Origin of the sequence: Microbacterium gilvum, from assembly GCF_039543865.1 — a bacterium.
Taxonomy (GTDB): domain Bacteria; phylum Actinomycetota; class Actinomycetes; order Actinomycetales; family Microbacteriaceae; genus Microbacterium; species Microbacterium gilvum.
The window spans coordinates 19,556-46,485 of sequence record NZ_BAABKO010000002.1 but is presented as its reverse complement, the minus strand read 5'-3'; the positions used below and the strand labels follow the sequence as shown (position 1 = coordinate 46,485).

The following is a 26,930-nucleotide window of genomic DNA, read 5'->3' as shown; positions in this document are numbered from 1 at the left end:
GTCACTCCATCGCGCTGAGCGCCTCGAGGCGGGCGTCGACGCTGTACGAGGCAAGGCTCAGCAGCCCTCCGACGAGCAGGGCGAACGCGGGGAACATCCAGACGAGCAGCACCGCCCCGCAGACGGCCAGCAGCAGCAGCATCGAACCCGTGCCATCCGCCGTCGACTCGAGCGCCGCGCGGCGCAGCTGCGCGCGCACGGGCGCGTCGGGCGCCCACGAGCCGGCGAACCGCAGCAACACCACCGCACCCGCGGCGCCCGCGAGCGCGAGCACGACCGACACGGCCGCGGCGCCGGGCACCGCGAAGGCACGGAGCGCGACGACATCGGCCGCGAGGAAGAGCGCGACGAGCCCGGACACGAGGCCGGGCAGCCAGAGACGGCGGATGGCCAGGCCGAGGTCGGCGACGAGGTCGCGGATGCGATCCGACTCGCCCGTGACGTGCCGCCGGAGATGCCGTGCGCCTGCCGCGACGGCGGGGAGCGCCGTCACGACGGGCAGGCTCGCCACGAGAACGATGAGGCCCGTCAACAGGGTCTCGCCGAAGAGCGCGAAACGCGGCGCGTCACGCGGGCGGAGCACGCTCCGTCCGCGCGACGCGCGCGCTCGCAGGATGCTCATCCCTTGAGCCCCGACGTCGCGATGCCGCCGACGATGTAGCGCTGGAAGATGAGGAAGAACAGCAGGACCGGCAGCAGCGCGAGCACGGCCATCGCCATCTGCGCACCGAAGTTCGACGTCGACGTCGAGTCGACGAAGAGCCGCAGTGCCATCGGCATCGTGTAGAGCGACGGCGTCTTGAGGTAGAGGAGCGGCCCGAAGAAGTCGTTCCAGCTGCCGATGAACGCGAAGATCGAGCACGTCACGAGAGCGGGACGCATGAGCGGCAGCATGATCTGCGCGAAGATCCGCACGTGGCCGGCGCCGTCGATCCGCGCGGCCTCGTCGAGATCGCGCGGCACGCTGCGCATGAACTGCACGAGCAGGAAGACGAAGAACGCCTCGGTCGCGAGGAACTTGCCGATCAGCAGCGGGGTGAACGTGTTCACCATGCCGAGCTGGTTGAACACGATGTACTGCGGGATGATCACGACGTGGAACGGCAGCAGCAGCGTTCCGATCATGAGCGCGAACCAGAAGGCGCGGCCGCGGAACTCGATGCGCGCGAAGGCGTAGGCCGAGACGGCGGACGAGAGGCACACGCCGACGACGGTGAGCACGGCCAGCACGAGCGAGTTGCCGACGAACGTCCAGAACGACACCCCGGCGATGCCCTCCAGGACGTCGGCGAAGTTCTGCAGCGTGGGGTTCTCCGGCCACAGGTCGACGTCGCCGATGATGTCGCTCGAAGGCTTGAACGCCGAGAGCACCATCCACGCCGCGGGGTAGAGCACGACGATCGCGAGCGCGAGCGAAACCGTGTGGAAGAGGACGGAGCCCGCGATGCGGCGACCTGTGTCGGTGCGCCGCCGCCGCGGCATCCGTGCGCGCAGGCGCTCGTCGGGCACGACGACCGTGCGCGTGGTCAGGGCGGTCATCGGGCGTCGCCTCCGTAGTGCACCCACAGCTTCGAGCTGCGGAAGAACAGGATCGTCACGAGGGCGATCACGATGAGCAGGACCCAGGCGAGCGCCGACGCGTAGCCGAGCCGCATGTCCTGGAAGCCGCGCTGGTACAGGTACAGCGTGTAGAAGAGGGTGGATCCGGCCGGTCCGCCCGTGCCGTCGGAGATGATGAACGCCGACGCGAAGACCTGGAAGGCGCCGATCATCTCGAGCAGCAGGTTGAAGAAGAGCACGGGCGAGAGCATCGGCAGGGTGATGCTGACGAACTTCCGCCAGGCGCCTGCGCCGTCGATGTCGGCGGCCTCGTAGAGCTCGCCGGGGATGTCCTTGAGCCCCGCGAGGAAGATCACCGTGGGCGCGCCGAACTGCCACGTCGCGAGCAGGATGAACATGAGCATGGCGTACGAGGGGTCGCCGACCCATCCGCCCCACTCGATGCCGAAGAACCGGCCGATGCGGTCGACGATGCCGTCGTCGATGAACATCGCGCGCCACACGATCGCGATCGAGACCGAGGCGCCCACGAGCGAGGGCACGTAGAACGCGGAGCGGTAGAAGCCCTGCCCGCGCCGGTTGTTGTTGAGCAGCAGCGCCACCGCGAGGGCGGCGGCGAGCTTGATCGGGGTTCCGAGGACGACGTAGGTGAGCGTGACGATGCTCGACTGCACGAAGCGCGGGTCCTGGAAGAGGAACAGGTAGTTGTCCAGGCCCACCCACTGCGGCGGCTGAAAGAGGTTGTACTCCGTGAAGGACAGGTACAGCGAGGCGATCATGGGGCCCGCCGTGAGCCCGATGAAGCCGAGCAGCCAGGGGAGGAGGAACGCGTACCCCGCGCGGTTGTCGACGCCGTGCGGCGCGCGTCGTCGGCGGATCGCCGCGGCCGCGGGGCGGCGGACACCCGGGGTGTCCGCCGCCCGCGCGGCGGGCGCGGTGCGATTCTCGGTGATGCTCATCGGGTGATGCCCTTCGGGGATGTCCGGGGTCGGGTTCCGGGGTCAGCCGACGGCCAGCTCGGCCTCGGCCCACCACTGCTCGGCGAACTGCTCCGGCGTCACGTTGCCGTAGCCGAGCTCGCCGTTGAGGCGGACCCACTGCGACTCGAGGGTCGCGAAGCCGCCGGGCAGCTTCGGCGCCACCTCGGTGGCGTAGTCGGCCGCGACCTGCTCCTCGTAGGCGATGACCTTCTCATCGCCCGATCCCGGCTCGACCTCGAAGCCGGCGAGGGTCTCGCTGTCGACGGGGATGCCGCGGTCGGTCCCGAAGATCTCCGCGACGCGCGGGTCGCGGAAGAGGAAGTCGGCGAGCTCGGTCGCCTCGTCGGGGTGCGCCGTGTTGGCGGCGACGGCCATGTTCGAGACGAGGAAGAACATCGACTTCTCGCCATCCTCGTTCGACGGCACGGGGAGCACCTCGATGTCGTCGCCCGTCTCGGGGGCGTAGCGCGCGTAGTAGTTGTCCCACGCGAGCACGGTCGCCGCCTCCTCCATCGCGAAGCCGTCGAGGGGCGAGATCTGCGTCGCGCGGTCGGGCGGCAGGTAGGCGCCGGCGTCACGCGCCGAGGTGTCGAGCGACAGGTAGTCGACGATGTCGTCCTGCGTGAACGCGAGGCCGCCGTCCTCTGTGAAGGGGGCGGTGCCCTGCTGCAGCAGCCACTGCAGGAAGAGCCAGATCGACGTGCCCTGCCCGAGGCCGCCGTAGACGGCCTGACCGTCTGCGTTCGTCGCTCCCGCCGCCGCGACCTCGGTCACCCACGCGCTCAGATCGGCCCACGTGTAGTCGGGGTCGAGGGGCTCGACGCCGGCCGCCGCGCCGAGCTCGGGGTTGTAGTACAGGCCGAGGGTGCTCGTGCCGATCGGCACGCCGTAGTGACCGCCGTCGAACTCGCTCGATGCGAGCACGTTCTCGTCGACGTTCGAGAAGTCGATGGTGTCGCCGATGTACGGCGTGAGGTCGAGCAGCAGGTCGTTGCGCGAGTAGTCGCCCAGGTTCGCCGGGTCGAACTGCATGATGTCGGGAAGCGTGCGCGCGGCGGCCTCCGTCGATCGCGCCGTCCAGTAGGACTGGTAGTCCATGGGAACGCCCGTGACGGTGACGCCCGGGTGCTCCTCCTCGAAGATGTCGAACGACTCCTCGTACTTGGCGATGCGCTCTTCGCTGCCCCACCAGGTGACGGTGAGCTCGACGTCCTCTCCGCCCTCTTCGGGTGAGGCGGTGGTGCCGGCGGCGCAGCCCGCGAGCGTCGCCGCCGCGATGCCGAACGTCGCCGTGGCGCCGATGAACCGTGTGTAACGCATGGGTATGAGCCTCCTTGCTCAGGTGTCCGTCGCCGCCACGTTAGCCACGGACCCGCATCCGCAACGGACAATCGGACATTAACGATCAAGCCGAGCGCGAGACGGTCGCCGGAGCGCCGCAGGAGCGCCGGATCGTCAGCCGCGGGACGAGCTGAACGTGACGGGGCGGGATGGCGGCGGGGTCGTCCGAGCGCACACGCTCGAAGAGGGTCTGCAGCGCGAGCCTGCCCAGCTCCCGGCCGGGAGGCGACACCGCGGTCAGCGGCACGATCGCGAGCTCGGCGTTCTCGTCGTCGTAGGCGACGATCGCGAGGTCCTCGGGCACGCGCACACCGCGGTCGACCGCGATCTCGACGAGGCGGGACGCGTGGTAGTCGGTGTGCACGAGCACGGCGCGCGTGCCGTTCGCGAGGCAGTCGTCGAGGAAGGCCTCGAGGGCGGCGTCGGCGAGGTCGGGCTCTCCCTCGTCCTTCGGCAGGGGCTGCAGGGGAGCGGGTGCCAGCCGGAGATGCTCGACGGCCCGGGCATGGCCCTCGCGGATGGACGGAGCCGTCGGCGTGCGGTCGAGCAGCGCGAGCCCGACGCTCGCATGGCCCAGGCGAGCGAGGTGCTCGACGGCGAGCATGGCGCCGCGAGCATGGTCCGTCCGGATCCAGTCGTACTGGGCGAGACGCGTGGAGTCGTCGAGACGCCGCTCGACGAGCACGACGGGCACGGTGACGTCCTGCAGCGATGCGGCGATGTCGTCGACGGTCTGGTCGCGCAGCGTCGGCGCGATCATGAGCCCCTCCACGCCCAGCTCGATGAGGCGCTCGACGTGCTTGCGCTCGGCGGCGCCGCGGTAGTGCGACGAGGCGAGCACGACGCGGGCGCGCAGCGCGGGCGAAGCCGCCTCGGCGCCGCGTACGAAGTCGGGGTAGTGCGAGCCGGTGCTCGTCGGGAGGACGAGGCCCGCGAGCGAGCGCGCCGGCTGCGGGCGCGGGGCGGCGGCGAGTGAGATCGCGCCGCCGTGCACGCGCGCGAGCCGGCCGGCCTTCTCGAGGTCGATGATGTCGCGCCGGATGGTCACCTCGGTGACGCCGAGCTGCTCGGCCACGGCGGCGGCGCGCACGCTGCCGCGCAGCTCGAGCTCGCGCAGGATGTGCTCGTGGCGCGCACGGGGAAGGCGCCGGGGAGCCGTCGTGTCGGTCATCGGACTCCTTCGTCCCGGGATGGTCGGTGCGCCCGGTTCTGCACGAAAATGTTCGTTCAAAGGGGGCGCCGCTCGTTCGTCGTGCAATGTAGCAGGTGTGACGACGGCGACACATCCGACCACCCCTCCTCCCGGCGCCGACCTGGGGGCCATCGGCCGCGCCCCGGGCCGGGCGCCCTGGGTCGCGCTCGCAGACGGGCTGCTCGACGCCGCGTGGCGGCACGCGTCGCCGTCGGGGGCGCTGCTGCGCCTGCCCGGCCCGCAGAGCGCGTCGGGCGCGTGGAGCGACGGTCTCGAGGGGTACGCGCGCACCTTCCTCGCCGCGGCGTTCCGTATCGCGGGGGCCGACGGCGACGACCCGGCCGGACTGCTGGGGCGGTACGCCGCGGGCCTCGCCGCGGGCGTCGACCCGGCCCATCCCGAGCGATGGCCGCGATTCGACGAGCGCCGTCAGGCGGTCGTCGAGGCGGCGTCGATCGCGATCGGCCTGAGCGAGACGCGGCCGTGGCTGTGGGACCGGCTCGACGCACGCACTCAGGCGCGTACGGTCGCGTGGCTCTCTCGCATCCTCGGCATGACCGGCTTCCGCAACAACTGGCTGTGGTTCCAGAACGTGATCGAGGCGTTCCTGGGGTCGGTCGGCGCTGCCGAGAGCCGTGAAGACCTCGATCGCAACGCCGAGCTCGCCGAGTCGCTCTACGTCGGCGACGGGTGGTACTCCGACGGCCGGGGGCGCGACGGCGAGCGGCAGAGCTTCGACTGGTACGCCGGATGGGCGTGGCACGTCTACCCGCTGCTCGAGTCGCGCATCCGCGGGCTGCCGCTCGCCGACCGGCACCGCGAGCGGCTGGCGCAGTACCTCGGCCAGGCGCGCGAGCTGATCGGCTCGGATGGATCTCCTGTGCTCTTCGGGCGCTCGCTGGCCTACCGATTTGCAGCGATCGCCCCGTTCTGGGCGGGCGCGATCGCGGGCGTCACGCCGCTCGCCCCCGGCGAGACGCGCACGGTCGGAGCACGGATGGTCGACGGCTTCCTCCGCGGCGGCGCGGTCGGCGACGACGGGCTGCTGTCGATCGGATGGCACGGCGCCTTCCCGCGCGTCCGCCAGCTCTACACGGGCGGCGCCTCGCCGTACTGGGCGAGCAAGGGCCTGCTCGGGCTGCTGCTGCCCGCCGACCACGCGGAGTGGACCGCCGAGCCGCCGGCGTCCCGCGCCGAGGTGCGCACGACCGCGCTCGCCGTGCCGGGGTGGCTCGTCACCTCGACACCCGACGGCATCGTGCGCCTCGTCAACCACGGCTCCGACCGCATGCTCGAGCCCCGCATCGCGCCCCGTGCCGACGACCCCTTCTACCGGCGCACGGGCTACTCGAACGTCACGTCGCCGCAGCTCGGGCCGTCGGCTGTCGCCTCGCCCCGTGAATCGCACACGACACTGCTCGACGCCCATGGCCTCGCGGCGCATCGCGACGCCATCGAGCGCGTCGCGATCGCAGGGCGGGTCGCGGTGTCGCGGTCGCGCGTGCACTGGCTCGACGTGCCGGGCGGCGCGCGGTCGATCGACGACGGCGGATGGGCCGGCATGCGCCGCGGCCCCGTGCTCACGACCGCGTCGGTGCAGCACGGCGCCCTCGAGCTGCGGCTCGCGTGGTGGCATCGGCACGAGCCGGCGACGGGTCGCGCCGCGTCGGCGGGCGAGCTCGACGGCGATGCCGCGTGGCCCGTCGACGAGGGGCCCTGGCGCATCTCGTTCGGGGGGTGGCCGCTTGCGGCCGCCGAGCGCGACGATCTGCGTTCCGAGGTCTCCGCCGATGCCGCGACCGTGACGCGAGCCGACGGCGTCGTGTCGCACATCCAGGGGCAGACGCCGGCCATGGTCGCTGAGATCATCGATCGCGACGGCGCCGATCCGCACGGACGGTGGTCGGCGGCGCCGGTCGCCGTCTCAGTCGATGCCCTTGAGGAGGGGCGGCTCGCCGCGGCCGTCGTCGTCCTCTCGCGCGACGGCGTCGAGCCGGAGGAGCCGTGGCTCACGATCCACGACGAGCGGATCGTGGTGCGCTGGGCCGATGGCACGAGCGACAGCGTCCCCACGCAGGGGAGCGTCGCCTGGTGAGCCGGCCCCGCGTCGTCCTCGCCATGCGCAGCGCCGAGCTGGCGGACGAGCTGCTCGAGCCCGCCGACCGGCGTCGGCTGGCCGCCGTCGTCGACGTGGCGGATGCCGTCCTGACCGACGTGGCGGCGGCAGGGGCCGATGCGCTCCTCGCGGGGGCGGACCTCCTGCTCACGGGATGGGGAGCCCCGGCGATCGACGACGACCTGCTGCGCCGCGCTCCGCGGCTGCGCGCGGTCGCCCACGCCGCGGGAACGGTCAAGCGCCTTGTGACTCCGGCCGCCTGGGAGCGGGGCATCCGCTTCTCCACGGCGGCCGGCGCCAACGGAGTTCCCGTCGCGGAGTACACGCTCGCGATGATCCTCCTCGCGGGGAAGCGCGTGTTCGACTCCCAGCGCTTCCTCCGTGCCGAGCGGCATCTCGGCTGGGTCCCCTCCGGTCCGTTCGGCAACGACGGCGCGGTCGTCGGCGTCGTCGGCGCATCGCGCATCGGCCGTCGTGTCCTCGAGCTGCTGCGGCCGTTCGACCTCGAGGTGCTGCTCGCCGATCCGACCGTCGACGCGGTCTCGGCCGCGCAGCTCGGCGCGGAGCTCGTCGCGCTCGACGACCTGCTCGACCGCTCGGCGGTCGTGTCGCTGCATGCCCCCCTCCTGCCGTCGACGGAGCGGATGATCGGGGCTCGCGAGCTCGCGCGGATGGCCGACGGGGCCACTCTCGTCAACACCGCCCGGGGGCGCCTTGTCGACACCGATGCGCTCGTCACGGAGCTCGTGTCGGGGCGCCTGCGCGCCGTCCTCGACGTGACCGACCCCGAGCCCCTCCCCGTCGGCCATCCGCTCTTCTCCGCTCCGGGAGTCGAGCTCACGCCGCACGTCGCGGGGGCGCTCGGCAACGAGCTGCACCGGCTCGGCGCCCACGCGGTCTCCGAGATCGAGCGGTTCGTCGTGACGGGCGCGTTCGCCGACGAGGTGCACCCCGGCGCGCTTGCGGGCATCGCCTGACGCGTCTCGGTAACCGCTTCCCGCGGTAGCATCGGGTGCCGCTCTCGTCAGACGCGGCGCCCCCATCCGCCCGCTCGCCGAGGAGTGCCATGCCCATCGCCGCCGACGACCCCCGACTGCGCCCGACGCACGTCGCCGCCGACACGCGCTACGACGACGTCCCCTTCCTCCGCGCCGGCGCGAGCGGCGTGCGCCTGCCGCGCATCTCGCTCGGCCTGTGGCAGAACTTCGGGCGCGACCGCTCGTTCGAGAGCCAGCGCGAGATCATCCTGCACGCGGTCGACCGGGGCGTCGTCCACATCGATCTCGCCAACAACTACGGCCCGCCTTACGGGGCCGCGGAGTCGACGTTCGGCGCCGTGATCGAGTCGGACCTGCGCCGATACCGCGACGAGCTGTTCGTAGCGAGCAAGGCCGGCTACGACATGTGGCCGGGACCGTACGGCGACGGCGGCTCGCGCAAGTACCTCGTGAGCTCGCTCGACCAGACGCTCGCGCGCACGCACCTCGACTACGTCGACGTCTTCTACCACCACCGTCCCGACCCCGAGACGCCGCTGGAGGAGACCGTAGGAGCCCTCGCGTCGATCGTGCGCAGCGGCAAGGCGCTCTACGTCGGCGTCTCCAACTACCCTGCGCCTCTCGCCCGCCGCGCGCACGAGCTGCTCGCCGCCGAGGGCGTGCGGCTGCTCGTGCACCAGCCCCGGTACTCGCTGTTCGACCGCACGCCGGAGGCCGAGCTGTTCCCGGCCCTGCGGGACCTGCAGGTGGGAAGCGCCGTGTTCTCGCCGCTCGCGCAGGGGCTGCTCACCGGCAAGTACCTCGACGGCACTGTCCCGCCTGGGTCGCGGGCTGCGGGCAGCTTCTTCCTGAACGAGTCGGCCATCACCGACGACTACCTGCGCCGCATCCGCGGCATCGACGGCGTCGCGAGGGAGGTCGGCCTCTCGATCCCGCAGCTCGCGATCGCCTGGGTGCTGCGCGACCCCGTCGTCACGACGGCCATCATCGGAGCCTCGCGTCCGAGCCAGATCGACGACGCCGTGGCGGCGAGCCGCGCCGACCTGCCGGCGGACGCCGTGGCCGCGCTCGAGGAGTTCGCCGCCCCCTCGGGCGGCTCGGTGTAGCGGCGGCGGCCGTTTCACCAGTGCGGATGTCGGCTTCCGCCTCACTCGCCAGTGCGGATGTCGTGCGATCGTGCCGATTTGGTCTACATCCGCACTGGCGAAGCGCCGTCATCCCTCGGACTCGAAGGCCCCCAGATCGGGTGCCGCCCCCGTATAGGGAAGGCCGACGTCGACGCCCGCGTCGATGAGGGCGCCGTCGGCGGATGGCCGCAGGTGGGTGAGCGCGGGCAGGGAGCCGTCGGGCTTCCGCGGTGCGTCCCATCCGGTTGCCGAGACCGAGAGGAAGTCGGCGTCGGTGAGGGCGATGCCGAGGTCCCACGTGTTGGAAGCCGAGTCGGTGCCGTCGAGCCATCGATTGCCGCCAGCGCTGTAGGAGACGTTGTTGCGCAGCTGGCCGATGCCGATGTCGGTGCCGTCGGGCGCGACGCCGAGCATGTTGTAGTCCTGCCTGTTGTCGAACGCGGTGTTGTTGACGAAGACGTTCGCGACGGTGTGATGGTTCGCGTAGAACCCGGCGTTGCGGTTGCCGAACGCGACCGAGCGCTGCACGGTATGGACCGCGGAGGGCTCCTCCCACTCTCCGCCGTAGCCGCCGGCCTTGAAGCCGTTGCCGTTCCCGGCCGGAGCGGGCTCGTGGCTGCCATCGGGCAGGTATCCGCTCAGCCATGCCCAGGAGCGGTCGATGAGCACAGGGGAGGCGGCGTTGATGAGGTCCCATCCGTCGTCGGAGTTCGACCACGCGCGGCACCCCTCGAAGACGGTCTGCGCGAGTCCGTCCGCCGCCGTGTGCATGCCGAATCCGTCGGCGTTCTGGCCCGCTCCCGACTTCGAGAAGGGGTCGTAGTTGTCGTGGGAGTCGGTGTCCCGAACGGTGTTGCCTCCACCCGCCGAGATGAACAGACCGGGGCCCATGTGGTGGTGGGTGTCGACCTCGTCGACGAGGTTGTGGCTGCCGGAGATCCAGATGCCCCAGGACTCGTTGTTGAGGGAGTTGTTCTGCCGCACGCCGGTGACCTCGAGCCCCTCGATCACGAGCCAGTCAGCCGTGATGCTGATGCCCTTGATGCGGCAGTCGTCGAGCACTCCGGAGAAGTCGAGCACCGGGGTCTCGTCCTGGTACGCGGCGTAGGTGATCGGATGGTCGTCGGTGCCGTCGACCGCGAGGGCGACGACCTCGACGCGGTCGGTCTGACTCGAGCAGTCGCGCAGCGCATCGTCGTACGCGTATGTCCCGCCCCGCAGGTACACCGTGTCGCCCGGTCCGACGGCCTCCTGCGCGCGCTCGATGCTCGCCCACGGGCTCGACTTCGTGCCGGCGGCGGCATCGTCGCCCGTGGGCGATATGAAGTACACCGCCCCGGCGGCGGCGGCCTGCGCCGGGCGGTGGGCATGGGCGGCCGCGGGCGCCGCGCAGGCGGCGACGAGGGCGAGTGCCGCGCCGAGCGCGACGGGTCGTGAACCGAGCAACGTCATCGTCTCTCCATTCGATCGCTCCAGCGGCATCGGCGCCGTCCGGGTGGCGCCATCCTCCCCGACGTCCTCAGCCGGGGCCCCGCGTTCGGACAAAGCCGGACACGGGGCTGCCGCTTCGCCAGTGCGGATGTGGGGTTTCGCCTCACTCGCCAGTGCGGATGTCGGGCGATCGTGCCGTTTTGGTCTACATCCGCACTGGCGAAGCGCCGCGCGCCGCGCCGCCCGCTCACGCGCGCGGCGCCCCGACCGACTCCCGCCAGACGACGTGCTGCAGTCCCGTCGCGGGCTCCGGCACGGGCTCGCGGCGGATGGCCGCGACGAGCCGGCGCATCGCGTTCGCCCCGAGCGCCTCGCGGTCCTGCACCACGGTCGTGAGCGAGGGGACGAGGTAGGCGCTCTGGTCGGTGTCGTCCCAGCCGGTGATGCTGAGATCGCCCGGCACCGACCATCCGCGCAGCACGGCCGCGCGCAGGGCCCCCGTCGCGACGAGGTCGTTGGCCGCGATGAGCGCGAACGGGGGCGTGTCGTCGGGCAGCCCCGCCACCGTCGCATAGCCCGTCGCCGCGCTCCAGTCACCCTCGATCACTCCGAGCGAGGTCGCCCCGAGCCGTTCGACGGTCGCGAGGTACGCGTCGCGGCGGGCGACGGCCGACGGGTACGTCAGCGAGCCGGTGATATGCAGGAAGCGGGTGTGCCCGAGCTCGGCGAGGCGCTCCATCATCTCGACGACGGGGCGCGCATCCGTGAACTCGCCCGTCATGTGCATCTCCTCGTCGAACTCGCTGAGCGACAGCACGACGGTGTCCTCCGCCGCCGTCGACGGGGTGCGGAGAGGCGTGAACGACAGGATGCCCTCGTACTGACGGGAGTCGACGAGCTCCCCGATGCGCACGCTGCGCGCACCGGGGTCGCCCGGCACGTAGACGACCTCGACGACGTAGCCTGCCTCGCCGGCGGCGTCGGTCACGCCGTGCAGCAGATCCTGGGGGTTGAGGGCCGAGACGGTCATGAGCACCGCCACGCGGCCGGTGCGCTGCGTGCGCATGGAACGCGCCGCGAGGTTGGGTCGATAGTTGAGCTCCGCCGCGGCGTGCAGCACCCGCTCGCGCGTGGCCTCCGAGATGCCCTCGCGCCCCGTGAACACGAACGACACGGTGGACTGCGAGACGCCGGCCACGCGGGCCACGTCGCGGCTCGTCGCGCGCTTCTCCATGCACAGGCCCCCTCTCCGCACCCCGGTGCCGAGAAAGCGGTTGACGGCGGGGACTGCTGCCGCCATACTACCTAATACGTCTTAGTACTACGTATTAGTAATACGTAGGAACAGCGATCCACTGACATCGAGGAGGATGCGCAGAACCATGAGCATCGCTGAACTGCGGAGCATGTCGCATGCCCGCGAGCGCGGCAGACGGAGGTCGAAGGAGGAGCGGAGGGCCGCTGCCCCAGACAACAGGGCGGCGCTCGTCTTCCTCGCCCCGTTCATCGTCGGTGCGGCCGTGCTCACGCTCGGTCCGATCCTGATGTCGCTCTACCTCTCGTTCACCGACTACAACCTGCTGCAGGATCCGAACTGGGTCGGACTCGAGAACTACGCCCGGATGGCCGGCGACAGCCGCCTGCACCAGTCGCTGCTCGTGACGTTCCTCTACGTCCTCATCGGCGTCCCGCTGCAGCTCATCGTCGCGCTCGGCCTCGCCATCCTGCTCGACAAGGGGATGCGCGGCCTCGGCTTCTACCGTTCGGCGTTCTACCTGCCGAGCCTGCTCGGCGCGTCCGTCGCGATCGCGATGCTGTGGCGGCTCATCTTCGGCGCGGAGGGGCTGCTCAACACGCTGCTCGGCGCGATCGGCATCGAATCGTCGACGAGCTGGATCGGGAGCCCCGAGACCTCGCTGTCGACGATCATCCTGCTGCACGTGTGGATGTTCGGGTCGCCCATGGTGATCTTCCTCGCCGGCCTGCGCCAGATCCCCGCGGAGCTGTACGAGGCCGCGGCGACCGACGGCGCGCCCGCCTGGTGGCGGTTCCGCGCCATCACCCTGCCGCTGCTGACGCCCATCATCTTCTTCAACCTCGTGCTCGCGGTGATCAACTCCTTCTCCGCGTTCACGCAGGCGTTCATCGTGTCGGGCGGCACGGGCGGCCCCGCCGACTCGCTGCTCTTCTACACGCTGTACCTCTACCAGGAGGGCTTCGGCTCCTTCCGGATGGGCTACGCCTCGGCGCTCGCCTGGCTGCTCCTCATCATCATCGGCGTGCTCACCGCCGTGAACTTCTGGCTCTCGAAGTACTGGGTGCACTATGACGACTGAGAACATCACCACGCGCACGATCGTCACCCCGAAGGGGCGCCGCCGGAGGTCCGCACGGCCCTACCGGCAGCCCAGCCGATCCCGCTGGGGCACGGCCGCCCGCCACGCCGTCATGATCGTCATGGTCGTCGTCTCGCTCTACCCCGTGCTGTGGATGGTCGTGTCATCGCTCCGTCCGGAGGGGGCGATCTTCTCGAACCCGTCGCTCCTGCTCACGACGTTCGAGTGGGAGAACTACACCTACGGATGGACCGCGCTCGGCACGCCGTTCGGGCAGTACCTGCTGAACTCCGGCGTCATCGTGCTCGGCTCGATCATCGGCAACCTGCTGAGCTGCTCGCTGGCGGCCTACGCGTTCGCGCGGCTGCGGTTCCGCTTCCAGCGGCCCGCGTTCGCCTACATGCTCGTGACGCTCATGCTCCCGATCCATGTCGTGATCGTGCCCCAGTACATCCTCTGGGCGCAGCTCGGCCTGAACGACTCGTTCTGGCCGCTCATCGTGCCGAAGTTCCTCGCGACCGACGCGTTCTTCATCTTCCTCATGGTGCAGTTCATCCGCGGCCTGCCGAAGGAGCTCGACGAGGCGGCCCGCATCGACGGGGCCGGGCACGGCCGCATCTTCTTCCAGATCCTGCTGCCCCTCATGATGCCGGCGCTCGCGACGACGACGATCTTCACCTTCATCTGGGTGTGGAACGACTTCTTCTCGCAGCTCATCTTCCTCACGAGCCCCGCGAACTACACGGTGCCGATCGCGCTGCGGTCGTTCATCGACGCGCAGTCGTCCTCGTCGTTCGGCGCCATGTTCGCGATGAGCGTCGTGTCGATCATCCCGCTCGTCCTCATCTTCGCCTTCGGGCAGAAGTTCCTCATCAAGGGCATCGCCACCACGGGCCTCAAGTAGGCCCCCTCACAAGGAGAATCATGAAGCGCACCACCCTTCGCGCCGGAGCCGGCATCGTCGCCGCCTCGCTCGCGCTCGGGCTCGCCGGTTGCGGGCTCGGCACGGGAGCGGCCGGCGACGCCTCCACCGAGCTCAGCGACGAGCCCGTCACCCTCCGCATGTACTGGTGGGGCGGCGACGCCCGCCATCAGCGCACGCAGGAGGTCATCGACCTCTTCGAGGAGGAGTACCCGAACATCACGGTCGAGCCCGAGTTCGCCGACTGGAGCGGCTACTGGGAGAAGCTCGCCACCGCGACGGCAGGCAAGAACTCCCCCGACGTCGTCCAGATGGACCTGCTCTACCTCGCCGAGTACGCGGGGCGCGGGTCGCTCGTCGAGCTCGGCGACTACGACATCGACACCTCCGGCATGGAGGACAGCGTGCGCGACATGGGCGCGTGGGACGACGGCCTCTACGCCGTGCCGATCTCGACCTCCAGCATGACGGTCGCCGTCAACACCGACCTCCTCGACGAGATCGGGGTGCCGCTGCCCGATACCGACGGCTGGACCTACGACGAGTACGAGGCCTGGGCACAGCAGGTGACGCAGGCGGCACCCGCCGGCGTCTACGGCGGCTCGATCATGCAGAACGGGCACATGCTCAACCTCTTCGCGCGCCAGCACGGCGACCAGCTGTTCGACGGCACCCAGGTGTCCATCGATCCCGCGACCCTCGAGGCCTACTTCCAGGAAGCGCTCGACTGGACGAAGAGCGGTGCCGCGGCGCCCGCCTCGGTGTTCGCGGAGACGTCGAGCCTGGCGCTCGACCAGCTGCCCATCTCGACCGGCAAGGTCGTGTCGTCGTTCATCTACGCGACGCAGGTCTCCGCGTACTCGCAGGCGTCCGGCGCCAACATCGAGCTCGTCGAGCTCCCCACCATCCCCGACGGCGTGGAGACGTACGACTACTTCAAGCCGGGGATGTACTGGTCGATCTCGTCGCAGTCGGAGCACCCCGCAGAGGCCGCGGCCCTCATCGACTTCTTCCTCAACGACCCCGAGGCGGTGAAGATCCTCGGCACGGAGCGGGGCCTTCCCGCGCTGTCGAGCACGCTCGACATCATCGCCGACGACCTCACGCCGGAGGAGGTCAAGGCGGTGGAGTACTCCGAGAGCGAGCTGCCGCGTCTCGGCGATGCCCCCGCGCCCCTTCCGAGCGGCTCGTCCGACCAGGACGCCCTGCTGCTGCGTTACATGCAGGAGGTCCTGTTCGAGCGCACCACGCCCGCCGACGCCGCAGAGGGCTACATCGCCGACCTGCAGTCGTCGATCGACGCGGCCAACTGACGACCCGGCGGCCCCGGCACGCCGCCGGGGCCGCCATCCCCTCCCTGGAGAGTGAAAGAGAGCATGCTCAGAATCGGAATCATCGGCACGGGCGGCATCGCCGACGCGCACATCAGCGGGTACCTCGCGTTTCCCGACCAGTGCGAGATCGTCGCGCTCGCCGACGTCATGCCGGGGAAGGCCGCGGCCAAGGCGGAGGCGTTCGGGCTCGCCGGCGCGCAGGCGTTCGACGACCCGCTCGCGATGATCGCGGAGGCGGGTCTCGATCTCGTGAGCGTCGCGACGCCGCCGTCGACGCACGCCGCGCTCGCGATCGGCGCCCTCGACGCGGGGGTGAACGTGCTCGTCGAGAAGCCGATGGCGCCCTCGCTCGAGGAGTGCGACGCCATGCTCGCGGCGCAGGAGCGCTCGGGCAAGCTGCTGTCGGTCGTGGCGCAGAACCGGTTCCGCGACGACCTCGCGACACTCAAGGCCGTCGTCGACTCCGGGCTGCTCGGGTCGATCTCGCATGTTCGCGTCGACTCCGCATGGTGGCGGGGGCTGCCCTACTACGACCTGTGGTGGCGCGGCACGTGGGAGAAGGAGGGCGGCGGCTGCACGCTCAACCACGCCATCCACCACATCGACCTCCTGCTGTGGCTGCTCGGCAGCCCGACCGAGATCACGGCGATGCTCGCCAACGCGCAGCACGACAACGCCGAGGTCGAGGACCTCTCGGTCGCGGTGTTCCGGTACGAGCGGGGGCTCGCGCAGCTGACGAGCTCGGTCGTGCACCACGGCGAGGAGCAGGAGATCGTCATCCAGGGGGCGAACGCGCGCGTCTCGCAGCCGTGGAAGGTCGTCGCCGAGCGCTCGCGCGCCGACGGCTTCCCGGCGGAGGGGGGCGACGCCGACCTCGTCGCGCGCATCGAGGCGCTCGTGGCCGAGCGCGCCCCCCTTTCGCACCTCGGCCACGAGGGCCAGATCGGCGATCTGCTCGCCGCCATCCGGGACGGCCGCGCACCCGTCGCGGGCGGACGCGACGGCCGCGACGCGGTCGAGGTCGTCACGGCGATCTACAAGGCCGGGTTCGAGCGCGAGATCGTCGCGCTGCCCCTCGCCGCCTCCGACCCGTACTACCGGGCGGGGCAGCTCGTCGCGCACGCGCCGCACTTCTTCGAGAAGACCGCGTCGCTCGCCGAGGCCGCATCGTGACGGCGTCGTCGTTCCCCGGCGGCACGTCGCTGTCGCATCTCGACGTCTACGGCGACCAGGCGCCCGACGGCATCTGCGGGGGCAGCCCGCACATGCACCTCGTCTCGACCGAGGCGTACGTCGTGGTGTCGGGGGAGGGGGCGCTCCAGACGATCGACGCGACCGGGTTCCGCGAGACCGCGCTCGCCGCGGGAGACGTCGTGTGGTTCACGCCCGGAACCATCCACCGCGCGGTGAACCGCGGCGACCTGCGCGTCGTCGTGCTCATGAGCAATGCGGGCCTCCCCGAGGCGGGCGACGCCGTCATGACGTTCCCGTCGGAGGTCGTGGCGGACGGCGCGGCGTACGCCGACGCCGCCGCGCTCGGAGGAGAGGACGGCCGCGCCGAGCGCGCCGCGCGGCGCCGCGACCTCGCCGTCGCCGGGTTCGAGGTGCTGCGCGACGCCGTCCTCACGGGCGACCGCGCGCCGCTCGATGCCTTCCACGTCGCGGCGGGTGCCCTCGTCCGCGGGCGAGCGGCGGCGTGGGCCGACCTCGTCCGCGAGCGGCCGCTGGCACAGGCGGAGCGCTCGCTCGCGCTCGCGGAGGCGGTCGCGTCCGGCTCCGTCGCGCACCTCGCCCATGCACGCGTGCACGAGGCCGCCGCCTCGACGGGCGAGCGCGGCTTCGGCATGTGCGGCCGTCTCCGCACCTACGACGTGACCGACCGAGAGGACGCATGATGAGCCATCCGTACACCTTCGATCCGCTTCCCGAACCCGTCGTCGAACCGGGGGAGTTCGTCTTCGCGGCCGTCGGCCTCGACCACGGCCACATCCACGGGATGACGGAGGAGCTCGTCCGGGCCGGCGGCACGCTCTCGGCCGTCTTCGACCCCGATCCCGCAAAGGTCGAGGAGATCATCGCGCGGTATCCGCAGGCGCGCGCCGCCGCGAGCGAGCAGGAGGTGCTCGACGACCCGGCGATCCGGCTCGTCGCGAGCGCCGCGGTCGCCTCCGATCGCGCGCCGCTCGGCGTGCGCGTGCTCGACGCGGGCAAGGACTACTTCGCCGACAAGCCCGCCCTCACGACCCTCGACGATCTGCAGGCGGCGCGTGCCGCCGTCGCGCGCACGGGCGGCATCTTCGCCGTCTACTACGGCGAGCGGGTGCACTCCGAGGCGGCGCTGCTCGCCGGCCAGCTCATCGAGCGCGGGGCCATCGGCCGCGTGCTGCAGGTCGTGTCGTTCGGGCCGCACCGCGTGGGCACGGGGCGGCCCGACTGGTTCTACGATCCCGCGCGCTACGGCGGGATCCTCTGCGACATCGGCAGCCACAACTTCGAGCAGATGCTGCACTACACGGGCGCGACGGGCGGTCGCATCGCGAGCGCGACCGTCGCGAACTACGCGCACGCCGACACCCCCGGCCTGCAGGACTTCGGCGACGCGCACGTCGTGCTCGACAACGGCACGAGCGGCTACGTGAGGGTCGACTGGTTCACCCCCGCCGGTCTCGACGTGTTCGGCGACGGCCGCACGCTCATCCTCGGCACCGACGGCTACCTCGAGCTGCGCAAGTACGTCGACATCACGACCGACAACGGGGGAGGGCAGGTGCTCCTCGTGGACCAGGAGGGGCAGTACCGGTTCGACGCCGCGGGGAAGACGGGCTTCCCGTTCTTCGGTCGTCTGATCCGCGACAGCCTGGACCGCACGGAGACGGCGATGACGCAGGAGCACGCGTTCGCCGCCGCCGAGCTCAGCATCCTCGCCCAGCAGCAGGCCGAGGTGCTCGCGGGCTGATATCGGATGCCCGCCCGCCCGCTCCCTGCCGGAGCGGGCGGGCGGCGCGGATCAGCGCTCCAGCGTCGCGGCGCGGACGACCTGGATGATGCCGAAGACGACGAGCGCGGCGCCGATGAAGAGCCACAGCCAGACCGCCGTGAGGAGCGGGGAGAGGATGACGACGACACCCGCCAGGATGCTGATGATCGCGAAGGCGATCGTCCAGCCCTTCGAGCGCGGAACCGGGCTGAACGGATCCTTCGGCCCGCCCAGCGCGAACAGCGACACGATGCCGTCGACGATCCACGAGACGCCCAGCATGATGGCGACGAACGTCGCCAGCAGCACGGTCGTCGAGGTGAGGTTCGCGAAGGCGACGATCGACGAGACGACGAACAGGATGCCGAGCAGCGAGATGCCGACCCGCAGCCATCCGCCGAGCCCCTTCGAGGAGATCGCGAGCGCGATGTTGATGACACCGGCGACGAGCGTGTAGATCGCGATGAGCACGGTGATCGCGACGGCCGACTTGAGCGGCCAGATGAGGATGACCACACCCGCGATGAGCGAGACGACGCCCGTCACGATCGCGATCGTCCGCAGGGTTCGCGCGAGTCCGATGGGCTGGTGCGTGGTGTCCGTCACGATTCCTCCTGTTGCCGGTCTGTTCTCCCGACGCTAGTGCGTGCGGCGCGTCCCCGGAAAGGGCCGCGCCGCGCGCGACGCCTGGTTACAGGTGCGTTCCGGCGTAACGCGCGAGCGCGTCGCGCACGAACGCCGCGCCATGGGCGCCGCCGTAGTTCGCGGCGAAGCGCTCATCGGCGACGTACATCTCGGCGAGCCCGACGACATAGGCCTTCTCGTCGCCGCCGGGGGTCGCCGACGGCGTCCCTGGGATGCCCCGCAGCCACTCGACGTGGCGGCGCGCCAGCTCCTGCGCGGCATCCGACGCAGGATCCGCGCCCGACGCCGCCAGCGCCATCCAATCGGCGCCGAGCCGAGCGGAGCGGTCCTTCCACGCGGCGCGCTCGGGGTCGGACATCCCGCGCCACCAGGCGTCGCCCCGGGCGTACGCGTCGCGCCCCCAGCGCTCCTCCACCTCCTCCCTGTGCTGTGCGTGGTCGAATCCGTCGAACATGTCCTCCGCCATGAGCTCCCTGCCTTCCTCGAGCGAGCGGATGGTCGACGCGACGGCCTTCATCTGCCGTTCGAGTCGGACCCTCTCCGCGGTCAGCCACGCGAGGTGCGTCTCGAGCGCCCGCACGGGAGTCACGTCCGTCGCGAGCACCTCCGCGATCTGCGGCAGGCCGAGCCCGAGTTCGCGCAGCAGCAGGATGCGCTGCAGGCGCACGAGGGCGCGCTCGTCGTAGTAGCGGTAGCCGTTGGTCCCGACGCGGGACGGCGGCAGCAGCCCGATGTCGTCGTAGTGCCGCAGCGTGCGGCTCGTCGATCCCGTGAGCCGCGCGATCTGCTGGATGGACCACTCCATGCTGTCCTCCTCTCGTGTGGATGGCCCCACGGTATGAGTTGACGTTGCGTCAAGGTCAAGGATGCTCTCCGGATACGTGCTTGCGCATCGAGATATATCGTGTTCTACTCGTTCGCATCGAGATATATCTCGAAACCCACGGCCGGGTACCCGGCGGACAGGAGCAGATCATGGCAGACGAGAAGTGGCTCATCCACCCGGGTGAGACCCGCGTCATCGACGTCGAGGGCATCCGTCGTCTCAAGGTGGGGCTCGTCGGCGGGCAGGTCGACGTCATCGCGCACGACGAGCCGCACGTGCGGCTCGAGGTCCACGGCGTGAGCGTCAAGGACCTCCGCGTGGAGGTGACGGGCGACGAGCTCGAGCTCGACCACGCGCAGCTGCGGTGGGACAACTTCCTCGAGGTGTTCCGCAACTTCGGGTCGGGGGGCCCGCGCGCTGAGGTGAGCCTCGCCGTCCCCCGTGCCATCGCCCTCACGCTCGGTGTCGTGAGCGCGGGCGCCCTCGTCTCGGGAGTGGAGGGGCACACCCGTCTCAACACGGTGTCGGGCGACATCCTCGTCGACGGCCTCCGCGGCGATCTGGGAGCCAACGCCGTCTCGGGCGACATCCAGGTGCGCGGCCTCACCGGTCCGTTCTCGGCGAACACGGTCTCCGGTGATGTGGCCGTCACCGGCACGGTCACGAAGGTCGACGTCGACTCCGTCTCGGGATCGACCTTCGTCGACGCAGAGGGCCCGGTCTCGCGCATCTCCGTCAACGGCGTGAGCGGCGCCGTGACGGTCCGCCTCGACGCGGGCTATCCCGCGAACTACGTCGCGCGCTCCGCGAGCGGGCGAATCCTCGTCGACGGCGTCCGGTACGCGTCGTCGGGGCCGTCGAACTACACCGGCTCGGTGGGCGAGCTCTCGAGCGCGTTCGTCGACGTGGGCGTCAACACCGTCTCCGGCGACATCACCGTGGTGCGGCGGGACGACCCGTCCGCCCCTGCCGGCGACACCGACGAGCAGGTCGAGTGGCCCGGCGGTGCGTCGGGTGAGGAGCGGAGCGCCTGATGCCCCCCGTCTTCTCCCACGGCGACCTGCGGCTCTATCTGCTCGCCCTGCTCGACGAGACGCCGCGGCACGGCTACGACATCATGCAGGCGCTGTCCGAACGCACCGGCGGCACGTACACGCCGAGCGCGGGCACGATCTACCCGCGGCTCGCGAAGCTCGAGGAGGAGGGGCTCGTCACGAAGTCGGCGGACGGACGCAAGACCGTCTACGCCATCACGGAGGCGGGCCGAGCGGAGGTCGCCGCCCGCGCAGCGGACATCGACGGCATCCAGGAGGGTCTCGCGGACTCGGTGCGCCTCATCGCCGACGGCGTGCGCGCGAGCGTGCAGGACGCCATGCGGAGCCTGCGCGCCGACCTCGCAGCGGCCGCGCGGACGCCGGGTGAGCCGGCGCGGCCCGAGACGCGCGACGACCCGCGTGTGCGCTCGCGGGACCAGCTGCAGCGGGTCGACGTGCTCGTGAACGACTTCCGCGGACGCGTCCGCGCCGATCTCCGGACGCATGTCGCCCGGGGCGGCGAGCTCGCGGCGTCCGTCGTCGACGACCTCGCCCGCGCCCTCGACGACGCCGCCGAGGCCGTCCGCCGATCGCTCGGCTGACGGTCCCGCCGCGTCGGCGCTCAGGCCTCCACGGGCCAGTCCTCGTCGTCGGCGAGCGGCTCGCTCACGGGCACGACGAGGATGGGCCGGTGCTGCCGATGCGACAGTCGTGCCGCCACGGAGCCCGTGAAGAACTCGCGGACCGACTCGCCGAACCCGCGCTTGCGGGTGCCGACGACGAGGAGACGGGCATCCACGCGGTCGGCGAAGTGCTTGATCGCGAGCGCGGGGTCGCCGACGAGCTGCTTCACCGACCACGCCACGTCCTTGCCCGACAGCGCGGCCTCCGCGGCCGCGGTCACCGCCGCGAGCTCCTCCGCTCCCGCGTCGATGTGGATGTCGACGGGTGCCGTCTGCACGAACCCGTCGGGGTCCTCGTAGGTGACGAAGCGCGTGACGTCGACGTGCGCGACGACGAGCGGGGCATGCAGGAGGTGTGCGTACCGCGCCGCCTCCTTCACGACACGCGGCGTCTGGCCGGGGATCACCCCCACGACGACGGCTCCCTGCAGGGCGGTGTCCGCACCCGGATCGTGCGTCTCCTCGACGGGGGAGACCTCGTTGTCGCTCATGACCGCGTCCTCTCTCCGATGCCGCAGCCCGGCCGGTGGCGAGGCCGCGTGGTATCGTGGATCATACTCTTTCCGGCAACCGCCGGCTGTCCGAAGTGATCGCATACGGGCCGGCGAATAAGCCCGTTGCCATTGACATAAGGGGGTCTCGCCCATGGGCCGTGGCCGTCAGAAGGCGAAGCACACCAAGCTCGCCCGCGAACTCAAGTCGTTCAGCCCTGCTGTCGACTACTCGGCCCTCGAGCGGGAGCTCGGTCATCCCGAGGACGACCAGTACGTCGACCGCTGGGCGGACCAGTACGCCGACGAGGACGAAGACGAAGACGAACTCGAGAAGGCATAGCTCCTCTCGGGTCCACACCCGCGCAGTCGCTGCGGACATCCGTCCGCGGCGACTTTCGTGCGTCCGCCCGTCGTTCCATGCGCGTCGGGGCATGACGCGGTGAGCCGCCCTCCGATCCGCTGGTCGCTCCTTCCCGCCGTGATCGCGGGCGGGGCGGTCGGCGCCGCGCTCCGCTACGCCCTGGTGGTCTCCGATGCGGACGCCGTCGTCGTCACGACGGCGGCGATCAACCTCGTCGGAGCCTTCCTCCTCGGCGTCGTGGCTGGTGCCGTCGCCGACCGCCGCCCCCGTCTCCGGGCCTTCCTCGGCACCGGCGTGCTCGGGGGGTTCACGACCTACAGCGCCTTCGCCGTGCAGACCGCGTCGCTGCTCGCAGAGGGGGCGGCGATCGCGCTGCTCGGCGCCGTCGTGCTCGCGGCCACGGCGACCGCGGCCGCCCTCGCGGGGCTCGCCGTCGGCACCCGGCTCGTCGCGAGGCGGTCGTCGTGATCCTCCTGCTCGTCGTCGCGATCGCCGGCGGCATCGGCTCCGGCGCCCGCTGGCTCGTCGACGTGCTGCTCGGGCGCGTGCTGCCGCACGGGTTCCCCTGGGCCATCCTCGTCGTGAACGCGACGGGGTCGTTCGCGCTGGGGCTCCTCACGGGCGCGGTCTCCGACACGGTCTGGCTCGCGGCCGTCGGAGCCGGTCTGCTCGGCGGATACACGACCTTCAGCACAGTCGCCCTCGACTCCGCGGCGTTCCTGCGGGAGGGGCGCACGCGCGCTGCCATCGCGGATGCCCTCGGCACCCTCGCGGTGTGCGTAGCGTCGGCGGCGGCGGGGCTCGGGACGGCCGCTCTGCTCTGACGGAGATCATCCCCTGGGGGGACGTGCCCGGACGCTGCCCGATGCGAGAATGACATCGCGGATACAGGACCGTATCGAGGTCCGTCCGCGCCTCGCCCGGCCATCCCGAACGAGAGAGACCTGTGTCGAAGCTCGCCGTCCTCAGCCTCAAGAACAGGGCGCTCATCGCGCTCATCACGATCTGCGCCGCCGTCTTCGGCGGGCTGTCGCTCACGAACCTCAAGCAGGAGCTCATCCCGTCGATCGAGCTGCCCTCGCTCGTCGTCATGACGACGTACCCCGGCGCCTCGCCCGAGGTCGTCGAGGCCGACGTGTCGACGCCGATCGAGACCGCGATCGCCGGCGTCCCCGACCTGGAGTCGTCGTCGGCGACGTCGACGACGAACTCGTCGATCATCCAGGCGACGTTCTCCTACGGCGCGAACCTCGCGACAGCCGAGCAGAAGATGCAGCAGGCCATCAGCCGGATCTCGAGCCAGCTGCCCGACGGCGTCGAGCCGCAGGTGCTCGCCATCAGCATCGACGACCTCCCCGTCATCCAGGTCGCGGCGTCGGGGCTGGGCGAGGCGGACGAGGCGCAGGCGCAGCTCGAGTCGATCGCCATCCCCGACCTCGAGGACGTCGAGGGCGTCAACGCCGCCGAGATCGTCGGCGGCGTTGGACAGCGCATCACGATCACCCCCGACACCGAGGCGCTGGCGGCCGCCGGTCTCACTCAGCAGGCGATCTCGGACGCCCTGCAGCAGAACGGCAACCTGTTCCCGGGCGGCGACATCACGGAGGACGATCGTACGCTCACGGTGCAGACGGGGGCGAAGATCGCCGACCTCGACCAGCTGCGTGCGCTGCCGCTCGCGACGACCGCGACGGTCGACCCGGCGACGGGGGTGCCGGTGCCCGCGCCGGTCGTGACGATCGCCGACGTCGCCGACGTCGCCCAGAACGACGATCCCGTCACGTCGCTGTCGCGCGTGAACGGCGAGGACGCCATCTCGATCTCCATCACGAAGCTCCCCGACGCCAACACCGTCGAGGTCTCGGAGGGCGTGCAGGCGGTGCTCGACGACCTGCGCGAGACGCTCCCCGACGCCGAGTTCACGGTCGTCTTCGACCAGGCGCCGTTCATCGTGCAGTCGATCGAGACGCTCGCGACCGAGGGGCTGCTGGGCCTCGTGTTCGCCGTCATCGTCATCCTCGTGTTCCTGCTGTCGGTGCGCTCGACGATCGTGACCGCCATCTCCATCCCGACGAGCGTGCTGATCACGTTCATCGGCATGCAGTCGTTCGGCTACACGCTCAACATGCTCACGCTCGGCGCGCTCACGATCTCGATCGGCCGCGTCGTCGACGACTCCATCGTCGTCATCGAGAACATCAAGCGGCACTACGTGGGCGACGCCGACAAGGGCTCGGCCATCCGCCTTGCCGTGCGCGAGGTCGCCGGAGCGGTCACGGCGTCGACGATCACGACCGTCGCCGTCTTCCTGCCGATCGTGTTCGTCGGCGACATGGTCGGCGAGCTGTTCCGTCCGTTCGCCATGACGGTGACGATCGCGATGGCCGCGTCGCTCCTCGTCGCGCTGACGATCGTGCCCGTGCTCGCGTACTGGTTCATGCGACCCGGCAAGCCGCTCCTCGATGAGCACGGCCATCCGATCGATCCCGAGCACCCCGACGCGCCGCCGTCCCGTCTGCAGCGGGCCTACCACCCGATCCTCGGATGGACGCTGCGGCACTCCGGGCTCACGGTCGCGCTCGCGGTCGTCGTGCTCGTCGGCACCGTCGCGCTCGCTCCCCTCATGAAGGTGAACTTCCTCGGCGACTCGGGGCAGAACACCATGACGATCTCGCAGGACCTCGGCGACACGGCGAGCCTCGAGGCGAAGGACGCCGCCGCACAGCGCGTGGAAGAGGTGCTCGACGGGATCGACGGCATCGAGACGGTGCAGGTGTCGGTCGGATCGAGCGGCTCCGCCCTCTCCGACGCGTTCTCGGGCGGGGGCGGCGTCACGTACTCCGTCATGAGCGCCGACGGCGTCGACCAGGAGGAGCTTCGCGCGGAGGTGCAGGACGCCCTCGACGCCCTCGACGACGCGGGCGACCTCACCGTCTCGGCCGCAGCCGGCTTCGGGTCGAGCGATATCGCGATCAGCGTCGAGGCACCGACCTCCGACGTGCTCGCCGCGGCGACCGACGCCATCGTCGCGGAGCTCGACGGCCGCGACGGCGTGGGCGCCGTCACCGACGACCTCGCCTCGTCGCTGCCGTACATCGCCGTCGAGGTCGATCGCGACGCGGCAGCGGAAGCCGGGCTGTCGGAGGCGGCGATCGGCTCGATCGTGTCGTCGACCATGCAGCCGCAGCAGGCGGGGAGCGTCGAGTTCGAGGAGGCCTCCCTCGACATCTACATCGCGGTGTCCGACCCGCCGGCGACGGTCGCGCAGCTGCGCGAGCTGGACATCCCGACGGCCACCGGGGTCGTGCAGCTGCAGGACCTCGCGACGATCGAGGAGAGCGCGAGCCCCGCATCCATCACGACGGTCGACGGGCGCCGCACGGCGACCATCACGGTGCCGCCCGCGGGCGACGACCTCGCGGTGGCGACCGCCTCGGCCGCCGCCGCGATCGAGGCGGCCGACCTCCCCGACGGCGCATCGGCGTCGGTCGGCGGCGTCGCGGAGCAGCAGGCGGACTCGTTCAGCCAGCTCGGTCTCGCGATGCTCGCGGCCATCCTCATCGTGTACGTCGTGATGGTGGCGACCTTCAAGTCGCTGCGCCAGCCGATCCTGCTGCTCGTGTCGGTGCCGTTCGCGGCCACCGGGGCCATCCTGCTGCAGGTCGTCACGGGCGTGCCGCTCGGCGTCGCGTCGCTCATCGGCGTGCTCATGCTCATCGGCATCGTCGTGACGAACGCGATCGTGCTCGTCGACCTCGTCAACCAGTACCGCGAGAAGGGACTGTCGACGCACGACGCGACGCTGGCCGGCGCGTCGATGCGACTGCGGCCCATCCTCATGACGGCCCTCGCGACGATCTTCGCGCTCACGCCCATGGGGCTGGGTATCACGGGGCACGGCGGGTTCATCTCGCAGCCGCTCGCGATCGTCGTCATCGGCGGCCTGGTCTCGTCGACGTTCCTCACCCTCATCGTGCTGCCGACGCTCTACAACCTGGTCGAGGGCGCGAAGGAGCGGCGGATCGCCCGGCGCGGAGGCACCGGTGGGCCTGGCGGGTCGGGCGAGCACGGCGGGCCCGCGACCGAGCCGGATGGCGGCGGATCGCCCGCGTCCGCCGGCGCGCCGGCTTCCGCGGCGCCTTCGGAGGAGGATGCGCCCGTCGCCGCGGCCCCCGCGTCTCCGGTCTCGCGCGTCTCGAGGCGGGACTCCGCGCAGGCCGTGAGCTCGCCGGCAGAGGCGATCCCCGTGGCGCGCACCGTCGTCTCGGAGCAGGTGTCGTCGGGCGCGCCCGTGACGGTGTCCGTCTCCGTCGCCGTGACCGCCGAGGCGGGCACGGCGGGGACAGCGACGAGTGGTCGGTCGGCGCCCGCGGACGGCCTGCCGACCGCGGCACCCGTTCAGCACCGCCCGCGGTAGCAGCGGGTCGGTGCGCGCCGCGCCGATTCCGGGTGCAGGGGCGTTTCCCAGTCGGGCCCGGTAACGTGGTGCGGTCGGCTTCGGACACCGCGTAGAGCGCGGACGTTTTGAGCAAGTGTGAGTCCGGGGGCCGATGGTGAGCGTCGATCGACGCGC

At 71.1% G+C, this 26,930-nt stretch carries 25 protein-coding genes; 15 read left to right on the top strand and 10 right to left on the bottom strand.

The annotated features are described in order from the left end of the window. Position 1 precedes the first annotated feature (1 nt). From ABD998_RS06045 to ABD998_RS06025, 5 genes are all read right to left on the bottom strand, one after another. Complete coding sequence (locus ABD998_RS06045; protein ID WP_345437044.1) at positions 2–622, bottom strand: hypothetical protein; 621 nt, start codon at positions 620–622, stop codon at positions 2–4. Next, positions 619–1,539 carry a carbohydrate ABC transporter permease gene (locus ABD998_RS06040; protein WP_425562950.1) on the bottom strand — a complete coding sequence of 307 codons (921 nt, stop codon included), beginning with the start codon at positions 1,537–1,539 and terminating at the stop codon, positions 619–621. The genes ABD998_RS06045 and ABD998_RS06040 overlap by 4 nt, the downstream gene beginning before the upstream one ends. Next, the gene (locus ABD998_RS06035; RefSeq protein ID WP_345437042.1) at positions 1,536–2,519 is read right to left on the bottom strand and encodes a carbohydrate ABC transporter permease; all 984 of its coding nucleotides are present in this window, start codon (positions 2,517–2,519) and stop codon (positions 1,536–1,538) included. Before ABD998_RS06035 ends, ABD998_RS06040 begins: the two co-directional genes overlap by 4 nt. A gap of 42 nt (positions 2,520–2,561) precedes the next feature. After that, on the bottom strand, positions 2,562–3,860 hold the full coding sequence (locus tag ABD998_RS06030; RefSeq protein WP_345437040.1) for an extracellular solute-binding protein: 1,299 nt from the start codon (positions 3,858–3,860) through the stop codon (positions 2,562–2,564). An 85-nt stretch (positions 3,861–3,945) separates the two neighbouring features. Then, on the bottom strand, positions 3,946–5,052 hold the full coding sequence (locus ABD998_RS06025) for a substrate-binding domain-containing protein (RefSeq protein WP_345437038.1): 1,107 nt from the start codon (positions 5,050–5,052) through the stop codon (positions 3,946–3,948). 97 nt (positions 5,053–5,149) lie between these two features. Here ABD998_RS06025 and ABD998_RS06020 point away from each other — a divergent pair, with 97 nt between their 5' ends. From ABD998_RS06020 to ABD998_RS06010, 3 genes are all read left to right on the top strand, one after another. Continuing rightward, positions 5,150–7,168 carry a DUF2264 domain-containing protein gene (locus tag ABD998_RS06020; protein WP_345437036.1) on the top strand — a complete coding sequence of 673 codons (2,019 nt, stop codon included), beginning with the start codon at positions 5,150–5,152 and terminating at the stop codon, positions 7,166–7,168. Then, positions 7,165–8,166, top strand: a complete 1,002-nt coding sequence (locus ABD998_RS06015) for a hydroxyacid dehydrogenase (protein ID WP_345437034.1) — start codon at positions 7,165–7,167, stop codon at positions 8,164–8,166. The genes ABD998_RS06020 and ABD998_RS06015 overlap by 4 nt, the downstream gene beginning before the upstream one ends. Positions 8,167–8,255: 89 nt before the next feature. Continuing rightward, positions 8,256–9,293 (top strand): aldo/keto reductase, encoded by a 1,038-nt coding sequence (locus tag ABD998_RS06010; RefSeq protein WP_345437032.1) that lies wholly within the window; start codon positions 8,256–8,258, stop codon positions 9,291–9,293. Between the two features lie 108 nt (positions 9,294–9,401). Here ABD998_RS06010 and ABD998_RS06005 read toward each other — a convergent pair whose 3' ends face one another. Together ABD998_RS06005 and ABD998_RS06000 are read right to left on the bottom strand one after the other, a co-directional pair. Continuing rightward, the gene (locus tag ABD998_RS06005; protein WP_345437030.1) at positions 9,402–10,766 is read right to left on the bottom strand and encodes a right-handed parallel beta-helix repeat-containing protein; all 1,365 of its coding nucleotides are present in this window, start codon (positions 10,764–10,766) and stop codon (positions 9,402–9,404) included. A 226-nt stretch (positions 10,767–10,992) separates the two neighbouring features. Then, complete coding sequence (locus ABD998_RS06000) at positions 10,993–11,979, bottom strand: LacI family DNA-binding transcriptional regulator (RefSeq protein ID WP_345437028.1); 987 nt, start codon at positions 11,977–11,979, stop codon at positions 10,993–10,995. A gap of 148 nt (positions 11,980–12,127) precedes the next feature. Between ABD998_RS06000 and ABD998_RS05995 the strand changes: the two genes are divergently transcribed. From ABD998_RS05995 to ABD998_RS05970, 6 genes are all read left to right on the top strand, one after another. Then, a complete protein-coding gene (locus ABD998_RS05995; RefSeq protein ID WP_345437026.1) occupies positions 12,128–13,081 on the top strand; it encodes a carbohydrate ABC transporter permease in 954 nt (317 codons plus the stop codon). Then, positions 13,071–13,985, top strand: a complete 915-nt coding sequence (locus ABD998_RS05990) for a carbohydrate ABC transporter permease (protein ID WP_425562949.1) — start codon at positions 13,071–13,073, stop codon at positions 13,983–13,985. The genes ABD998_RS05995 and ABD998_RS05990 overlap by 11 nt, the downstream gene beginning before the upstream one ends. A gap of 20 nt (positions 13,986–14,005) precedes the next feature. Beyond that, positions 14,006–15,316: an ABC transporter substrate-binding protein gene (locus ABD998_RS05985; protein WP_345437024.1), complete on the top strand. Its 1,311-nt coding sequence runs from the start codon at positions 14,006–14,008 to the stop codon at positions 15,314–15,316. 63 nt (positions 15,317–15,379) lie between these two features. After that, positions 15,380–16,510, top strand: a complete 1,131-nt coding sequence (locus tag ABD998_RS05980; protein ID WP_345437022.1) for a Gfo/Idh/MocA family protein — start codon at positions 15,380–15,382, stop codon at positions 16,508–16,510. Beyond that, positions 16,507–17,232 carry a cupin domain-containing protein gene (locus tag ABD998_RS05975; protein ID WP_345437020.1) on the top strand — a complete coding sequence of 242 codons (726 nt, stop codon included), beginning with the start codon at positions 16,507–16,509 and terminating at the stop codon, positions 17,230–17,232. Before ABD998_RS05980 ends, ABD998_RS05975 begins: the two co-directional genes overlap by 4 nt. Continuing rightward, positions 17,232–18,293 (top strand): Gfo/Idh/MocA family protein, encoded by a 1,062-nt coding sequence (locus ABD998_RS05970; RefSeq protein ID WP_345437018.1) that lies wholly within the window; start codon positions 17,232–17,234, stop codon positions 18,291–18,293. The genes ABD998_RS05975 and ABD998_RS05970 overlap by 1 nt, the downstream gene beginning before the upstream one ends. Before the next feature lie 51 nt (positions 18,294–18,344). Here the strand turns inward: ABD998_RS05970 and ABD998_RS05965 are convergent, their stop codons facing one another. Both ABD998_RS05965 and ABD998_RS05960 read right to left on the bottom strand, forming a co-directional pair. Next, a complete protein-coding gene (locus ABD998_RS05965; protein ID WP_345437016.1) occupies positions 18,345–18,920 on the bottom strand; it encodes an HdeD family acid-resistance protein in 576 nt (191 codons plus the stop codon). A gap of 85 nt (positions 18,921–19,005) precedes the next feature. Beyond that, entirely contained in the window at positions 19,006–19,764 is a 759-nt protein-coding gene (locus ABD998_RS05960; RefSeq protein WP_345437014.1) for a MerR family transcriptional regulator, read from the bottom strand. 170 nt (positions 19,765–19,934) lie between these two features. Between ABD998_RS05960 and ABD998_RS05955 the strand changes: the two genes are divergently transcribed. After that, positions 19,935–20,819 carry a DUF4097 family beta strand repeat-containing protein gene (locus tag ABD998_RS05955; RefSeq protein ID WP_345437012.1) on the top strand — a complete coding sequence of 295 codons (885 nt, stop codon included), beginning with the start codon at positions 19,935–19,937 and terminating at the stop codon, positions 20,817–20,819. Further along, positions 20,819–21,421, top strand: a complete 603-nt coding sequence (locus ABD998_RS05950) for a PadR family transcriptional regulator (protein ID WP_345437010.1) — start codon at positions 20,819–20,821, stop codon at positions 21,419–21,421. The genes ABD998_RS05955 and ABD998_RS05950 overlap by 1 nt, the downstream gene beginning before the upstream one ends. A gap of 20 nt (positions 21,422–21,441) precedes the next feature. Here the strand turns inward: ABD998_RS05950 and ABD998_RS05945 are convergent, their stop codons facing one another. Further along, positions 21,442–21,993 (bottom strand): universal stress protein, encoded by a 552-nt coding sequence (locus ABD998_RS05945; protein ID WP_345437008.1) that lies wholly within the window; start codon positions 21,991–21,993, stop codon positions 21,442–21,444. A gap of 154 nt (positions 21,994–22,147) precedes the next feature. Between ABD998_RS05945 and ABD998_RS05940 the strand changes: the two genes are divergently transcribed. The 4 genes from ABD998_RS05940 (at position 22,148) to ABD998_RS05925 (ending at position 26,774) form a co-directional block, all read left to right on the top strand. Continuing rightward, positions 22,148–22,336: a DUF3073 domain-containing protein gene (locus ABD998_RS05940; protein WP_345437006.1), complete on the top strand. Its 189-nt coding sequence runs from the start codon at positions 22,148–22,150 to the stop codon at positions 22,334–22,336. Between the two features lie 99 nt (positions 22,337–22,435). Then, entirely contained in the window at positions 22,436–22,825 is a 390-nt protein-coding gene (locus ABD998_RS05935; protein WP_345437004.1) for a fluoride efflux transporter FluC, read from the top strand. Further along, complete coding sequence (locus tag ABD998_RS05930; protein WP_345437002.1) at positions 22,822–23,181, top strand: fluoride efflux transporter FluC; 360 nt, start codon at positions 22,822–22,824, stop codon at positions 23,179–23,181. The genes ABD998_RS05935 and ABD998_RS05930 overlap by 4 nt, the downstream gene beginning before the upstream one ends. 122 nt (positions 23,182–23,303) lie before the next feature. Further along, positions 23,304–26,774 (top strand): efflux RND transporter permease subunit, encoded by a 3,471-nt coding sequence (locus ABD998_RS05925; protein ID WP_345437000.1) that lies wholly within the window; start codon positions 23,304–23,306, stop codon positions 26,772–26,774. Positions 26,775–26,930: the final 156 nt, after the last annotated feature.

Bases quoted from the DNA above. Each gene is read 5' to 3' on its own strand.
- ABD998_RS06045 (WP_345437044.1), bottom strand. From the start codon at position 622: ATGAGCATCCTGCGAGCGCGCGCGTCGCGCGGACGGAGCGTGCTCCGC.
- ABD998_RS06040 (WP_425562950.1), bottom strand. From the start codon at position 1,539: ATGACCGCCCTGACCACGCGCACGGTCGTCGTGCCCGACGAGCGCCTG.
- ABD998_RS06035 (WP_345437042.1), bottom strand. From the start codon at position 2,519: ATGAGCATCACCGAGAATCGCACCGCGCCCGCCGCGCGGGCGGCGGAC.
- ABD998_RS06030 (WP_345437040.1), bottom strand. From the start codon at position 3,860: ATGCGTTACACACGGTTCATCGGCGCCACGGCGACGTTCGGCATCGCG.
- ABD998_RS06025 (WP_345437038.1), bottom strand. From the start codon at position 5,052: ATGACCGACACGACGGCTCCCCGGCGCCTTCCCCGTGCGCGCCACGAG.
- ABD998_RS06010 (WP_345437032.1), top strand. From the start codon at position 8,256: ATGCCCATCGCCGCCGACGACCCCCGACTGCGCCCGACGCACGTCGCC.
- ABD998_RS06005 (WP_345437030.1), bottom strand. From the start codon at position 10,766: ATGACGTTGCTCGGTTCACGACCCGTCGCGCTCGGCGCGGCACTCGCC.
- ABD998_RS06000 (WP_345437028.1), bottom strand. From the start codon at position 11,979: ATGGAGAAGCGCGCGACGAGCCGCGACGTGGCCCGCGTGGCCGGCGTC.
- ABD998_RS05995 (WP_345437026.1), top strand. From the start codon at position 12,128: ATGAGCATCGCTGAACTGCGGAGCATGTCGCATGCCCGCGAGCGCGGC.
- ABD998_RS05990 (WP_425562949.1), top strand. From the start codon at position 13,071: ATGACGACTGAGAACATCACCACGCGCACGATCGTCACCCCGAAGGGG.
- ABD998_RS05985 (WP_345437024.1), top strand. From the start codon at position 14,006: ATGAAGCGCACCACCCTTCGCGCCGGAGCCGGCATCGTCGCCGCCTCG.
- ABD998_RS05980 (WP_345437022.1), top strand. From the start codon at position 15,380: ATGCTCAGAATCGGAATCATCGGCACGGGCGGCATCGCCGACGCGCAC.
- ABD998_RS05970 (WP_345437018.1), top strand. From the start codon at position 17,232: ATGAGCCATCCGTACACCTTCGATCCGCTTCCCGAACCCGTCGTCGAA.
- ABD998_RS05960 (WP_345437014.1), bottom strand. From the start codon at position 19,764: ATGGAGTGGTCCATCCAGCAGATCGCGCGGCTCACGGGATCGACGAGC.
- ABD998_RS05955 (WP_345437012.1), top strand. From the start codon at position 19,935: ATGGCAGACGAGAAGTGGCTCATCCACCCGGGTGAGACCCGCGTCATC.
- ABD998_RS05950 (WP_345437010.1), top strand. From the start codon at position 20,819: ATGCCCCCCGTCTTCTCCCACGGCGACCTGCGGCTCTATCTGCTCGCC.
- ABD998_RS05945 (WP_345437008.1), bottom strand. From the start codon at position 21,993: ATGAGCGACAACGAGGTCTCCCCCGTCGAGGAGACGCACGATCCGGGT.
- ABD998_RS05940 (WP_345437006.1), top strand. From the start codon at position 22,148: ATGGGCCGTGGCCGTCAGAAGGCGAAGCACACCAAGCTCGCCCGCGAA.